At 67.5% G+C, this 14,980-nt stretch carries 4 protein-coding genes; all 4 read right to left on the minus strand.

Translation table 11 applies throughout. The features are described from left to right. Positions 1 to 82: 82 nt before the first annotated feature. Complete coding sequence (locus tag BTN82_RS17585; protein WP_075120399.1) at positions 83 to 9,067, minus strand: TcdA/TcdB pore-forming domain-containing protein; 8,985 nt, start codon at positions 9,065 to 9,067, stop codon at positions 83 to 85. Between the two features lie 126 nt (positions 9,068 to 9,193). Next, positions 9,194 to 11,353 carry a type I secretion system permease/ATPase gene (locus tag BTN82_RS17590; protein WP_075120400.1) on the minus strand — a complete coding sequence of 720 codons (2,160 nt, stop codon included), beginning with the start codon at positions 11,351 to 11,353 and terminating at the stop codon, positions 9,194 to 9,196. A gap of 2 nt (positions 11,354 to 11,355) precedes the next feature. Then, the gene (locus tag BTN82_RS17595) at positions 11,356 to 12,744 is read right to left on the minus strand and encodes an HlyD family type I secretion periplasmic adaptor subunit (RefSeq protein ID WP_075120401.1); all 1,389 of its coding nucleotides are present in this window, start codon (positions 12,742 to 12,744) and stop codon (positions 11,356 to 11,358) included. Then, a complete protein-coding gene (locus tag BTN82_RS17600; RefSeq protein WP_075120402.1) occupies positions 12,741 to 14,852 on the minus strand; it encodes a peptidase domain-containing ABC transporter in 2,112 nt (703 codons plus the stop codon). Before BTN82_RS17600 ends, BTN82_RS17595 begins: the two co-directional genes overlap by 4 nt. Positions 14,853 to 14,980: the final 128 nt, after the last annotated feature.

Here is a 14,980-nt window from a genome sequence, read left to right on the forward strand (position 1 = left end):
CATTGGTTTCTACAGGGACAGGTCCCGGCCGGAGCCGGGAGACAGGAGAGGCATTGCGCCCCTCCTGCGGTTCTCCTGCCGATCAGGACACGGAAGGCGCCAGTACCGCCGGCATCGCCTGACGGTTCGCCGGCAAGTGCTCGCGAGCGCCGCCGGTGTCGGCGAACGCCGCCATCGCCCCGCTCAACTTGGCCAGGCTAGGGCCCTCGGCGTCCGTCGCCGTGGCCATGGCCATGGCCGCGCCCCCCGTCGCAGGCTGGCCCAGGAGCGAGGACAGTTCGAACACCCCGTGCCTGAGCGAACCCACCGGGTTCACGCCCTTCACCAGACGCTCGACGTCGATCACCGAGGCATCGCCTTGCAGCTCGAGCTGCAAGTGCCGGTGCGTCGCCGCCTCGTTGCCCAGGACCTTGCGCAGTACCAACGCCGTGCCGCTGCCGGTATCGCTCAGCAACAGGTCGTCGCCCTGGCGCCCGACCAGCAGGCCCTTGCCATCGGCCAGCGGCAGGATCAGCCGATCCAGGGCCTGGCCAGGGTCGTCGTTGTCGATCACCACGGAGCGGTAATGCGCCCAGGTCGCCGCGTCCAGGCGATAGGTGTCGTCGTCGGCGCCGCCATGCAGCACCACGCTGTCGACCCCGGCAATCAACGGCGGCGCCAAGTCATCCCGATGACCGTCGGCGCCCCCGCCCTGGAGCAACAGCGCCGAACCGACGCGCTCGACATCGGTAAAGTGGCCGACCTTGTGTGCCTCGCCGGGCTTGACCTGATACAGCGCCTGCTGCGTCGGGCTGAACACATACGCCTCGTTCTGCGCCCCGGCGGCGACGCCGATAAAACGCAGGTCGCTGGCCGGCGGAATGCCGTTGCTGCCGAAGAACTGGCCGCTGGCGACATCGAACCAGCCCTGGCTTTCGGCGCCTTGCAAGGTCAACTGGCCTTGGGCGTGCCATTGCGCGGCCACGGCGGCCAGGGCCTGCGGCAGATTGCCCAGGTGTTCGCCCTGCCAGCCCTTGTCCAGGCCCACCAACTGCACATCGCCGTTATTGGCGCGCAACAGGATTTCGCCCTTGGCCGTGGTCAAGCGCAGCCCGGCATCGACCTGCACCGCCTCGCGCAGCGGCACCTCGGGCATCACGCCGACGGCCGCGGGCAATTGTGCCGAGGCCTGGAGCACCTCGTCGCCGCCAAACGCGCTCGCCAGCCCGTCGACGCCGATCGGCGCCTGGAGGTAGAGCTTTTTGCTCTCGGCATCGAACAGCCGGGCACTGGAACCGCCGCTGTCGAAACCGAGAAATTGCAGTTGCTTGCCGTGCAGCGCCGGCGAGGCGACGATCACCTGCCCCTTGTGGTACCACACTGGCAACACGCTCTTGCCGTCGGCGCCCTTGACCCCGAACACCGCCAGGCTGGCATCGCCGCCGGTGACGCCGGCCAGGTCGTTCCACCAGTTGGCGCGCCCCTTGAGCCAATGTTCGTTGACCGCTTCGTAGCTGAGCCGGCCCGTCGCCTCGAGCCGCGCGACGCGGCCGTCCTCGGTCACCGCCAGCAGCTGGCCGTTGAGTTCGAGCACATTGGCCAGGGCCGGCGCGGCGATACGCAACGCGGTGGGCCGGGAGGCGTCGAGCACGGCCTGCCCCGGCCCTTCCTGGCGAAACAGCACCTGCTGCGCCTTGCTGTAGAAGAAAAACACTTCCTGGCCGCCGGGCTGGCGCAGGCTGCCCGCCAACACCAGGTCCGCCGGAATCGGCCAGGCGCTGCGGGTCTGCTCGTGGGGCTCGAAACGCAGCGCCTGATCCGCCGGCGGCGCCAGGTTCGGCTTGATCACCATGCCGTCGCTGGTGCGCACCCAGTAGCGGTGCGCCACCTTGGCGTTATCGAGGCCGAACACCGTCACCAGCGCGGCGCTCGTCGGTTCCTTCTCCGCTACGCCCAGGCTGTACGGCGGCGTGGTCCGTGTCGTGGCCTGGCTTTCGTAGCCCTGGAGCAGGGTCTTGAGCGCATCGCTGTGCTGCCCGGTACGCGCCGACAGCTGCAACAGCGCGTCGTCGCCGACCACGCTGACCAGCTCCAGGCGGTCGCCGACGATCCGGTAGCTCAGCTCGGCTTCGTGCTCCTTGAACTGATAACGGCGGGCCAGGTAGAGCGACTCGCCTTCCTGCCAGAAACGGCTGATCCGTCCGGCGTTCTGGTTGAACCAGGGAGCGAATTGCGCATCGACCTTGCCGCTGGCGATCTCCACCCGCCACGCCGCCGCGTTATCGGCATCGACGAAGTAGGCATGCTCGCCGATCACCGCCCCCAACTGCGCATGCTTGGCCTGCTCGACGTCGGTATCGGTGAACAGCATCCGGTCTTTGGCGACGTCATAGAACGCCCGGCCGAGATCGCGTCCCTGGTGCGTGTAGTTCTCCACCGTCACGTACTGGCCGTGCAGTTGATGGGCCTTGGCCAGCTCGCTCAGGTGCTGTTCGATGCCCTGGCCGGCCTGCTTCCATTTGTTCGCGTTTTCGACCACCACCTCGCTGCTGCCCTGGGCGAAATCGACTTCGCGCACCTCGCCCGAGGCGTTGACCAGCAGCACCTGCCCTTCGTGGCTCGGGTCGAGCTCGACCACCACGCCGCCGACCTTCAACTGTTGCTTGGAGACTTGGATGTCCTGGTGGTCCAGCTGGCTGGTGTCGATGATCCAGCGCGAGGGCGCGCCGGCCACGCTGTCGAGCTTGACCCGCGCGCCTTCGTTGATGCCGATCAGGTATTCGCCGCCGGCGCCCTTGATCTCGTAGCGCAGGTAGCCGTGCAGTTCCTTGGGCAGGTTGGGCACCACCAGTTGCCGGCTGCGCTTGTCGAGCACCACCTCGACCGGGGTATCGACGTACTCCTGGCGAATCCGGCGGATCGTCTCCTCGCTCGGGAAGATGTAGAAGTCGTAGTCGAAGCGTCGGTCGTCCTCGAGCCGGCGGATCACGTCGAAGCCGGTGTCATGCCGGGTGGTGGCGCCGGGCAGGATCATGTACTCGTAGCTGATGTAGGACTTGGGCGTACCCGGCAGGATCACCGCCCCGCTGTCGCCATGCTCGAGGGTGCGCGTGGCGTCCTTGTGGCCGATGCCGCTGCGCACTTCGATCGCCTGCCCGCGGTCGTGGATCATGCGCGGGAAATCGCCGGCCCAGAAGAAGTAATTGATCGCCCCGGAACCGGTGGAACCGTGATGGGTGCGATAAATGTACTGGCTGTCGAAAGCGATCTGGCTGCTGCTCAAGTCGAGACGCTTGACCACCGCGCCGGCCAGCGGCACCAGCACCTTCTCTTTGTCGTCGTAACGGTAGCCGTTGCCGGCATACGCCTTGTCCAGTGCATCGAAATAGCGTCCGACCGCCTTGGCGTCTTCGGCCACCGCGCCGAACGCCTGGGCCAGGGCGGTAAAGCCCACCGCCAGGCCGCCGAGGATCACCCCCGCGCCGCCGAGCACCGCCGCGGCCGTGGAGGCGCCGAGCAACCCGGCCCCCGCCCCGGCCGCGCCGGTGACGAAGCTGGCCGAGTCGAACGCCAGCTGGGTGCCGAACACGGCTTTCTGCACGTCGTTCTCGGCATGCGCCAGCTCATAGGCATCCAGGCCGACCATGGCCCCGCCGAACAACAGGCCGACCCCTTCGTTGACCGTGTGGCCCAGGCTCGAGGCGAAGTCCTTGAGCGAGGTCTGCGCGGCCGCGACTTCGCCGCGCAAGGCGGTTTGCACCAGCCCGGTGATCTTCGCCACATCCTGCACGCCGCCATGGGCGATCTGCGCCAGGCCCAGGTAACTGTGGACCTTGAGCGCGGTCGCCAGGTCCGGCGACGTCGTGCCGTGGGCCGCGTCGTTGCGGCTCTTGTCGGCGAACCACTGGATCAGCGTCTGCACCGCGAAGCCGGCGTTCAAGCCGTCCACCGGGGCCGCTTCGGCGACACCGGCGCGTGGACGGATCTGCCCGTGCTCCAGGGTGAAGTGCTCGTTGAGCACCCGCATGTGCTCGTCGACGAAACGCCGGAACTCGACGAAAGTGCCGTCTTCGGTCGTCAGCAAACGCGTCTGCTCGGGCTGGTCGCGGTTGATGAACTGCACCTGATAACCGCCGCCTTCGCGCTCCTGGGCCGTGGCGATGATCGGCAGCCACTGGCTGCCCAGCTGATGCTCCCGGGCCAGCCGGCTGCTGGCGACTTCAAAGCGCGTGCCCCACTGCTCGGCGTCCAGGGTCTGCAACGCCGCGCCCAGGCGCAGGTCTTCGCTGACCCGCTGCTCGGCGCCGACCGCCTGCTCGACCTCGCGGCGCTGGCCGATAACGTTCGCCAGCTCCTCGGGGCGCGACAGATCAGCGACGTTCAGGCCGCTGCCCACCGGCACCTGCGCCATCTTCGCGGTATCGATCTGGACCAGGTTGAAGAGCGGCTCCGACTTGCTGCCGAAGGCGCCGTAGTGCACCGCCAACTCGCGCTTCACCAGGTGCTTCTGCATGGCCTGGGTCAGCGCCTTGGTCGAATCGAAGGCAAAGATCCCCACGTTCGGGTCGTAGAAGTAGAAGCGTCGGCCCTCGGCAGTGACCGTGCTGCCGACCATCATCGAGTGGTTCTGGGTATTGAGGGCGAACATCGAGGTGCTGTCGCTGCCGGCCAGGCGCGTCGCCAGGTCGCCCAGCTTGACCTGCTTCAGTTCGGTGGACGCCTGGACCGCGTCGACATTGGAATGCAGGCGGATCAGGCTGTTCTTGAGCAAGGTCGAACTGCCCGCCTGAGGGTCGGCGGACGCCAGGAACAGCTTCTGCACCAGGCTGTTGACGCCCGCCTCGCCGCCGCTGGCCAGGGCCACGGCCATCGCCCTGACCAGGGGGTAACAGCGCCCACCGGAGCGGTCGCCGACCAGCGACAGGTAGAAGTCCTGCGGCACCAGCCGGTCGAAGACACTGCCGGCGCCGTGGAAGTCCTCACTGAACACCGCGGTTTGGCGCAGCACTTTGTCGATGTACTCGGCCTGGCTGGCTTCGCTGATACGGCCGCTCAGGGCGCCGCGCTGCTGGGCCGTGAACGTGCCGTCGAGGAACAGGCGTTTCATCTCCAGGGCCGACATCTTGTCGTCGACGCCGGGAATCTTGATCTCGCGGAAATCCCGCAAGCCGTCGCTAAAGGCCGTGCCGCGCGCGCCACGCTGATAGGCCTCGGCGATGGCGTAGCGTTCGCCGACGCTGTTGGCACGCTCCTCGCCCCCGCCCTGCAGGGCCGTGTCGTCGGTGCGTACCACCGCCGCCGTGCCGTCCTTGGCCTTGATCTGCTGCCAGAGCCAGGTCTGCTCGACCGAGCCGGCCTCGCGCAAGACCGGCTCGTACTGCGCCCGGTAGTAGTCCTGGGTGAGGTTGAGCTGGCGGATCTGCTGGTCGATCAGGCCCTTGTCGGCGGCGCCGCGGCGCGCCTCCTGGAGCTGGTAGCGCTTCTCCACCAATTGCTCGATATCCGCGTTGACCTTGGCCTGCACCGCATCGCGCAGCTGGTTCCAGGCCGCGATCGCCGCATGCTTGGGCGAGAACGCGCCTTCGGAGTAGACCCCGTCGGCCACGCCGTCGACCGGCACGCCGAACTGCGCGGCGACTTTCTTCAGGTCCTGGTGAACCTGTTCGCGGTAGGCGTTGAATTCACTCCGGTTGCGTTCCAGCACCTGGCTGTCGACGGTCTGGATCGACAGCGGCTGCGCACCGTCGCGCAATTTCGGCCAGACCATCTGGCCTTCGCGCTGGTACTCCTGGCGCTGGAACACCAGCTGCCACTGGCCGTCGACGTACTGCATGTAGGCCGCGGCCAGGCCCTCGGCGGTGCCGGCGACCTGATAATCCTTGTAGTCGACCGCCATCACCACGTTGTCGTACAGCAGCGAGCTGTTGACTCGGCCATCGTGATAGACCCGGAAGGTGTTGGCGTCCAGGCTGGTGACCACCAGGGAGCAACCCGACAGGCTGCCGGTGAAGAGGAAACTGCCCGCTGCCGCCTGCTTGGGAATGTCCACGTAGGCCGGCGTGGCGTTGGCCTGGTTCGGACCGTTGTAACCGAGGAAGTACGCCGGCACGCTGCCGTTGCCGGCAACGTCATTGGGACCGTGCTGGGTGTATTCGAGTTCGTACAGGTTCGGCGCGACCTCCACCAACTGCGCGTAGCCCTCGGCCGGCAGGCGGCCGGACTTGACCAGCGCCTCGGCGCTCAAGGTGTGGGTCTTGGCGAACTGCGCCGGGTCGGCCGCGAACTGGCGGGTATCGGCGCTGCCCTCGCGCGGCTCGAACCCGGCGCCAAGCGACGCCAGGCCGGTCTTGAGTTGCAGGTCCTGCGCTGCCTTGCCCAGCAGCGCCGACAGCGGCCCGACCTCGGTAAAGCGCGGCGGATGGAATTCCTCGGCCGCCGGCAACCCCTGGTTGACCACCGGCAGGATGCGCGCCATCACCGTGTCGTACAGCTGGCCGTGCAAGGCCTCCTCGCGGCCGGCGGCGCGCTGGCTGTCGAACGCCTGCAACAGTTCCTTGCCGATGCTGCCTTCGCCCTGCGGCTCGTAGCGCGCGGCGACATACAGGGTCTCGAAGAACGAGTGGTAGCCGTTGCGGATCATGAACGCCGCGTTGGCCATCTGGAACTGCCAGTACTGCTTGACGCTCAACGCGCCGCCGAACAGCTCCGGCAAGACATTGCTGACGGTCTGGGTGGTCCCGGAAATACCCCCCACGAACGGCGTGTCCAGGTCACTCATGTAGCGCGTGGCGGCATTCTCGGGGTCGGGGCGGAACTGGTTGTAGCTGCGGTACTTGTCGTCCCCGATCAGGTTCGCGCCCCCGGCCTGGACCTGCTCCGGGTGGGTGTTGAGGATCAGGTAAGGGTCGGGCCGGTTCAGCCGGTTATTGATCACCAGCTTGCCGGCGTCCTTCGCCAGTGCAGTGTGCGCAAGGGTCGGGGTCGCGACCTTGGACAGGCTGTCGGCGGCCGGGCGCAGGGCATGGAACAACGCCTGCTTGCGCAGGCTGCGGCCAGGGTCGCCGGCCAGCAGCGCCTCGACGGTCGGGCGCAATGCCTGGTCGGCCTTCGCCAGCCCCTCGGGGCCGCGCAGCAACAAGGTCAGCAGGCGGGCGTCCAGCGAACGCTCGACCGCGACCTGATCGAAGACATGCACTTTCGGATTGCCCGGATGCTGCTCGGCGTTGGCGCTGGCGACCCGCAGATTCTCGGCCTCGACCGCCTGAGCGCGCCATTGCTCGTACAACGGTTCCAGCAGCAGCTTGGCTTGGGCGATGTCGCTCTGCACATAGCCGCCCTGCACCACCCGCTCCACGGTCTGCTCGTTCGCCAGCTTGCCCGCCAGGTCGAACAGCAGCGTGTCGCTGTCGCGGCTCTGCCAGACCGACGCGGCGAAGGCCTGTTCCCACAGCACCTTGTTCAGGCTGTTGCCCTTGATATCGCGCAGGCTATTACGGCTGTATTCCGGGGTCAGTACCCCGGCCGGGGTGAGGTGGTTGCGTTCCATCAGGCGCGTCAACTGTTGCACGAATTGGCTGCGCTCGCGGCTGCCCTCGAACAGGCGGCTGGCCTTGATGCCGCCCTCGCGCAGTTGCTCCAGCGTCTCGAAAAAGGCCGCGTTGTATTGGTACAGGGTCTCGGTCTGCGCCTTGCTCAAATGGCTGCTGCTGACCTTGTCGCCGTCCTCGGTCATCAGCACGAACGGCGTGGCCGCGCCATATTTGTCGGCGCCCTGGGGCATTTCCAGCAGGTACTGGCGTTCGGCGAAACCCACCGAGCGCTCCAGTTCCTGGATGTTGACGAACAACCCGTCGCGCTCCGGCCGATGGCTGTTCCGGTTGAAGCCTTCGAGGCCGATGGTCTGGAAACTGGCGATATCCGCATTCTGGTTGATCAGCTCGCTCAAGGCGCCGGGCAACGACACTTCGCGGGGTGCACTGGTGGTCGGCGACTGGCCGGAGACTTGGACGCCGACCTGGTTCGGCACCTTGCGATCGACGTTGGTCAGCAGCAGCTTGTGGCCGTCGTTCAGCAACTGGGCCTTGAAGCCCTCGCGCAAGGAGCTTTCCGACACCAGGTGATGGGCGAAGTACTGTTCGACGAAGCCGGTCTTGACCAGCACCGAGCGAATCGGCGCATAGGTCGGCGAACGGAAGGACGGCGGCTCGCTCTTCAGCCGGTATTGCTGCTGCCAGGCCAGGGAGCGGGCCGCGGTACCGAAGGAGAAGTTCAGCACGCCGTCCGTGGGCACCACCAGCTTGCCGTGCTCCATGAAGAAATCCTTGAAACGGCCATCGGTACTGGGGTTGACCAGGGCCACGTTCATGCGGATGTAGCCCGGACGCTCTTCCATCATCAGCAGGGAGATGTTCACCGGCAGGTCGTCGGAGGCCCGCGGCGGTATCGCCAGAGCACCGACGGCGGCTTTCTGCTGCGCGGGCTTGGCGCTGAGCAGGGCATCGTAGCGGGCGCTGACTTCCTTGTAGGCCTGCAATTCGGAAAACAGTGTCACGTAGCGGTGGCTGAAGGTGGTGTCGGCCACCTGGATGCTCAGTTGCTTCTCCAGGCCCCGGATGCGCTCGGCGAGCTTGCCCTGCTTGGCCGGCCCATCGACCGTCAGGCCCTTGGGCTCAAGCTGCTTGGCGCCGCCGGGGCTGAGCAGCCGCAGGGCCTTGTCCCAGGTGCTGTCGTAGTGCGTGAGGGCGGTCTGCTGGCGGCTGTACAACAGGATGTCGCGGTCCAGCTGCTGCTTGTAGGCGCTGGTCGCCGGGGTGTCGGCGATGGCGTTCATCTGTTCCCGGCGCTGGCGCAGCGTCGTCAACTGGTTGCCGACCGAGACCGGGTTGTCCTGCATCTGGAAGTGCTGGGCGGCCAGCACGCTCAGGGTGCTCTGCTGCATCTGCAGCAGGCGCTCGCCGACCTGGTCGACGTAGGTGGCGCGCTCGGCGGCGCTCATGTTGAACCATTCGGTTTGCCGTCCCGCGGCCTTGATCTGCTGGTCGATCAGGGTATTGAGCAGGCGCGTGAAGTCCTTGGACATGGAAGCCATTGCAGTGATCCTTTGTCTGTTTGAGCGAAGCCCTTCGCCGCGCGAAAGGCTGCGGGTCGATACGGGTATCGGGGGTGGGGAGACCTGCCTGGTTCGTACGTACTCCTGCCGTCGGTGGGCCTGCGATCAATCCTTCATCTGCAGGGCCCATTGCCGGGCATACACGCCATCCAGGGCGAGCAGTTGTTCATGGGTGCCTTGCTCGAGCACCCGCCCCCGGTCGATGACCAGGATGCGGTCGGCGTGGCGCAGGGTATTGAGGCGATGGGCGACGCTGATCACCGTGCGGCCGCGGACGATGCCTTGCAGGCTGGCCATCACCGCGGCTTCCGATTCGTAGTCCAGGGCGCTGGTGGCTTCGTCCAGCAGCAGGATCCCGGGGTCGGTGAGCAGCGCCCGGGCCAGGGCGATGCGCTGGCGCTGACCGCCGGACAGCTGGCCGCCGCGTTCGCCGACCTGGGTTTCGTACCCCTGGGCCAGGGCCTCGATAAAACTCGCGGCCCCGGCCAGGCTGGCGGCGCGCTGGACCTCGGCGGCGCTGGCCTGGGGCCGGCACAGGCGGATGTTCTCGGCGACGGTGCCGGCGAACAGCACGCTTTCCTGCAACACCACGCTCATGTTGCGGCGCAGGGCCACCGGGTCGGCGATGGCCAGGTCGATGCCGTCCACCAGCACCCGCCCGTGCTGCGGCACATAGAGGCGCTGCAACAGGCGGGTCAGGGTCGACTTGCCGGAGCCGGAAGGCCCGGTGATGCCGACGAATTCCCCCGGCCGGATCTCCAGGTCGAGGTTGCGCAGCACCTCCTGGCCGTCTTCGCCGTAGCGAAAACGCACGCCCTGGAAACTCACGCCGCCTTGCAACGCCGGCACCGAGGCCAGCCCGCCGCTGCCGCTCTCGCCTTCGGTGTCGAGGATGTCGCCCAGCCGGCGCAGGGAAATCAGCGTGTGCTGGAAGTCCTGCCAGACCTGGGCCAGGCGCAGGATCGGCTCCACCACATGCCCGGCCAGCATGTTGAAGGCCACCAGCTGGCCGGGGCTCAACTGGCCGTCGAGCACCAGCATCACACCCCACCACAGCAGCAGCGCGGCGGTCAGTTTCTGGATCACGCCGATGCCCTGCCCGGCCCAGATCCCGACGATGCGGGTGCGGAACGCGGCGCGCACATAGGCCGCCAGCTGCCGCTGCCACTGCTGCTGGAAGGCGCCTTCGACGGCGCCGGTCTTGATGGTCTCGATGCCGGTCACGGCCTCGGTGAGGAACGCCGTGTTGTCCGCGTTCAACTCGTATTCGCGCAAAGCCCGGCTGCGCAGCAAGGGCCCCACGCCCAGCCAGAAGAGGAAGTACAAGGCCAGGGAACCGACCACCACCCAGGTCAGCAGCGGCGCATAGCTGTACATCACGGCGATGAACAGCCCGCAGAAGGCCAGGTCCAGCACCAGGGTCAGGGCCGAGCCGGTGAGGAACTGGCGGATCTGCTGCATCTCGCCGACCCGGGCGATGATCTCGCCGGTCTGGCGCCCCTGGAAATACCCCAGCGGCAAGTGGATCAGGTGCTGGTACAGGCGCGCGGACAACTCGGCGTTGATCTTGCTCGCCACATTGCTGAACAGCCAGGAACGCAAGAAGCCGAACAACGGCTCGAACAGCGCCAGGGCGAGCATGGCCATGCCCAGCACTTGCAGGCTCGACAGGCCGCGGCTGACCAGGACCCGGTCGATGACGTTCTCGAACAACAGCGGCGTCACCAGCGCCACCAGTTGCAGCATCAGCGACACCAGCAGCACGCTGCGAAACTGCCGCGCGTGCTTGAGGATCGACGGCAGGAACCAGCCGACGCCAAAACCGCTGCGCTTGGGCCGGACATGCTGCTCGGCCAGCAACAGCACCTGGCCCAGGCCTTGCTCCGGGTCTTGCCAGAGCGGCGCCAGCGCCTCGCGGGACAGGGTCTGGCTGTGCCCTTGCAACGGCCAGAACAGCCGCACGTGCTCGCCGTCCACCGCCTCCAGCACCGCCCAGCCGCCAGCGGTGTGCAGCAGCGCCGGCAACGGCAGGTTGTGCAAGCGTTGCACCTGGCTCTGCACGGCCCGGGCGCGCAGGCCGATCCAGCCGGCGCAGCGGCGCAGGTCGAGGCTGTCGGCCTGGCCCTCGACCCGCCCCAGGCGGTGCTCCAGTTGCGCCACGCTGATGCTCAGGTCGAAATGCCGGGCGGCCCAGGCCAGGGCGTGCAGGCCGGTGTCGGCAGGCGCCGCCAGCGGTTCGCTCGAGGGATTGAAGGCTGCGGTCATGTTCAACGCTCCCGCAACGCTTCGGACTGATACTCGCGAATCGGGCTCAGCAGGTAATTGATCACCCGCCGCTCGCCGGTGCGGATCTCGCCGGTCACGCTCATCCCGGCCTGCAGCGGCATCCAGCCCTGCCCGGCGGCGATGGCCGCGCGCTCAAGGCGAATCCGGGTCGGGAACACCAGCCCCAACTGTTCGTCCTTGATCGCGTCGCCGGAGACATGCTCGACGGTGCCGCGCAAGGTGCCGTAGCGGGTGTAGGGAAAGGCGTCGACCTTGATTTCCACCGGCTGCCCGGCCCGGACGAAACCGACGTCCTTGTTCAGCACCATGACTTCGGCGTCCAGCTCCGCGCCCTCGGGCACGATCACCAGCAGTTGCTGCGCCGGCTGCACCGCGCCGCCCAGGGTGTGCACCGCCAGTTGCTGGACCACGCCGTCCACGGGCGCCAGCAGGGTTTGCAAGCGCTGCCGGTCGCGGCCGCGGATCAGTTGCTGTTCGAGCACCGCGACATCCTGGCGGCTGCGGTTGAGCGCCTCGTGCTGCTCGCGCTGGGTCCGGGCCAGGAAGCTGTCGCGCTGCTCCCGGCGGTTCAGGGCCTGGGCCTTGAGCACCTGCAACTCGGCGTGTTGCTGGGCCAGCGAGCGCTCGACCTCCAGTTGCTCCTTTTCCTGCTCGAGCAATTCGACCCGCGGCAGCAGTTGCTCGGCGGCCATCGCCCGACGCGCGTCGAGCCGGCGCCGAACGTTGGCCGCCAGCTTGCCCAGGGCCGCGATCTCGGTGCTGCGGGCGTGCTGGCTGGCCTGGTTGATGGCGATTTCGGCGTTGAGGCTGTCGAGGTTGGCCGAGATCTCCTTCCAGGTACTCGCCAGTTGCTCCCGCGCCTGGGCCTGCTGCGCCGCGTCGAGGCCGGGAGGCGCCTGGTAGTTGTGCAACGGATCGCTGCTCAACAGTGCCTGGGCCTGGGCCAGTTCCAGGCGTTTGAAGGCCAGTTGGGCACGCAATTCGCTCAACTCGGCATCGACGCCGATCGGGTTCAACGCCACCAACACGTCGCCGGCCCTGACCCGCTGCCCGTCGCGGACATGGATGGCGCGCACCTCGCCCGCCTCATGCGCCTGGATCACTTTGGTGTAGCTGGAGACCATCAGCCGCCCGGCGGCGCCGGCATGAATGTCCAGGAAACCGAACGTCGCCCAGCCCAGCGCCAGCAGCACCGCCGCGATCAGCAGCAGGGCCGTGCCCCGTGCCCAGGGCGCGGGCGGGCGTTCGACGATCTCCAGGTAACCGGGCTGGAACTCGTATTCGTCGCGGCTGCGCTGGAACCGCGCCGGGGCTTGGCGCAGGCGCTGCCAGGCCTGCCGGCAGGCACTCGGGAATGCACCCAACATCATTCGGCCTCCTGGCGCAGCGCCTGTTGCAACGCCCACAGGCGCGAATAACAACCGCCGTTGGCCAGCAGTTCGTGGTGGCTGCCGGACTCGCTGATCCGCCCGTGCTCCAGGGCGATGATGCGTTGGCAATGGCGGACCGCCGACAAGCGGTGGGCGATGATGATCACCGTGCGGCCCCGGGCGATGCGCGCCATGTTGTCCTGGATCAGCGCCTGGGACTCGTCGTCCAGGGCGCTGGTGGCCTCGTCGAAAATCAGGATCCGCGGGTCGCCCATCAGCGCCCGGGCAATGGCGATGCGCTGGCGCTGGCCGCCGGACAGCGAGCTGCCGGCCTCCGCCAGCACCGTGTCGTAGCCCAGCGGCAAACGCAGGATGAAATCATGGGCGCCGGCCAGGCGCGCCGCGGCGATCACCTCTTCCAGGGACGCCGTCGGATGACGCAGGGCGATGTTGTGCCGCACGCTGCGGTTGAACAGGTAGTTTTCCTGCAACACCACGCCGATCTGGCTGCGCAGCCAGGCCGGCTGCAACTGCTGCAGGGGCACGCCGTCGATCAGGATGCGCCCGGCGTCGGGGGTGTAGAGTTTTTGCAGCAAGCGGGTGAGCGTGCTCTTGCCCGAGCCGGACGGCCCGACGATGCCCAGGGTCTGCCCGGCGGCGATATGCAGGTCCAGGCCGCGCAGCACCAGTTCCAGCTCCGGGCGATAGCGGAACGCGACGCGCTCGATCCGCACCTCGCCGCGCAGCGCCTGTTCCGGGCGTCGGTCGCCCTCGGCCTGCTCCACCGGCAGGTTGAGCATATCGCCCAGCTTGTCCACCGAGACCCGCACCCGCACGAACTGCTGCCAGACCTCGATCAGCTTGGCCAACGGCTGGCTGACGTGGGACAGCATCATGTTGAAGGCGATCAACTGGCCGATGCTCATCTGCAAGTCGATGACCTTGCCCGCGCCCCAGCAAATCACCGTCACCGCGGTGACTTTCTGCAACAGCATGACCAGTTGGCTGATGGCACTGGCGTAGGTCTGGCTGGCGAAACCGGCCTCGACCATCTCCGCCGTCTGCGCCTCCCAGCGCCGCTGCATGCGCGGCTCCACCGCCAGGCTCTTGATGGTCTCGCTGCTGCTCACGGTCTCGTTGAGAAAGGCGGTGTTGCGCGCCGCGCTGTAGAACTGGCGTTCGATGCGTTTTTCCAGCGGGCCGGTGCTGGCCCACGCCAGCAGGACATACAGCGGCAGGGTCAGCAGCACCAGCAGCGTCAACGGCCAGGAGATCCAGGCCATGACCGCGAAAAACACCAAGGTGAACGCCACATCGACGCACAGGGTCAGCAGGGAACCGGTGAGGAACTCGCGGATGCTGTCCAGCTCCTGGACCCGGGTGATGATCGCGCCGACCTGGCGCTGCTTGAAATACAGCAGCGGCAGGCCGAGCACATGGCGGAACAGCTTGACCCCAAGACCGATATCGATGCGGTTGGCGGTGTGCGCCGAGAGGTATTCGCGCAGCCCCTTGAGCAGCACTTCGAACAGCCCGACCAGCACCAGGGTCATCACCAGCACATCCAGGGTCGACAGCGCCCGGTGCACCATGACCTTGTCCATCACCGCCTGGAAGAACAACGGCGTCGCCAGGGCCAGCACTTGCAGCAGCAGCGAGCACAGCAACACCTCGGCCAAGATCCGCCGGTGGCGCAACAGCTCCGGGACGAACCAGGACAGGTCGAAACGCAGGCCGCCCTGGCGCAGGCGGATCACCTCCCCCGACCAGTCTTCGGCCAACTGCGCGCGATCCAGCACCTGCGGGGTGTGCGCCTGGGGCCGTTGCACCAGCGCCTGCGCCTCGGAAAGCCGGGCCAGCAGGACAAACGCGCCGCTGCGGTCGCGCCAGACCAGGGGCAGCATCTTCGGGGTCAGGCGGGCCAGCGGCAGGCGCTCGAGGCGCAACTCGACGCCGGCGGCCCGGGCGTAGTCCTTGAGCGCCCGGCGCAGGTCGTCCTCATTGCCCGGGTCGGCGGCTTGCGGCGCGCGCTCCTGGGTCAGTTGCAACAGCAGCTGGCAGCACGCCAGGGCGGAGTGAATCGACGCCGTGGCCGACAGCTGCGCCATGGCGGGGCACTCGCTCGGGACGGGGTGCGGGGGTACTTCGGGATTGACTGGCATAGACCGCTCGTTTCAAGACCCTCGCTTCACGCCAAGGGCACAGGGAGATACGAAACCAGTCTGCGGCAGCCGTC

This window comes from Pseudomonas chlororaphis, assembly GCF_001921865.1.
In the GTDB taxonomy this organism is placed as follows: domain Bacteria; phylum Pseudomonadota; class Gammaproteobacteria; order Pseudomonadales; family Pseudomonadaceae; genus Aquipseudomonas; species Aquipseudomonas chlororaphis_D.

What these genes read in the sequence shown, in the direction of transcription:
- BTN82_RS17585 (WP_075120399.1), bottom strand. Translation starts at nt 9,067, where the DNA reads ATGGCTTCCATGTCCAAGGACTTCACGCGCCTGCTCAATACCCTGATC.
- BTN82_RS17590 (WP_075120400.1), bottom strand. Translation starts at nt 11,353, where the DNA reads ATGACCGCAGCCTTCAATCCCTCGAGCGAACCGCTGGCGGCGCCTGCC.
- BTN82_RS17595 (WP_075120401.1), bottom strand. Translation starts at nt 12,744, where the DNA reads ATGATGTTGGGTGCATTCCCGAGTGCCTGCCGGCAGGCCTGGCAGCGC.
- BTN82_RS17600 (WP_075120402.1), bottom strand. Translation starts at nt 14,852, where the DNA reads ATGGCGCAGCTGTCGGCCACGGCGTCGATTCACTCCGCCCTGGCGTGC.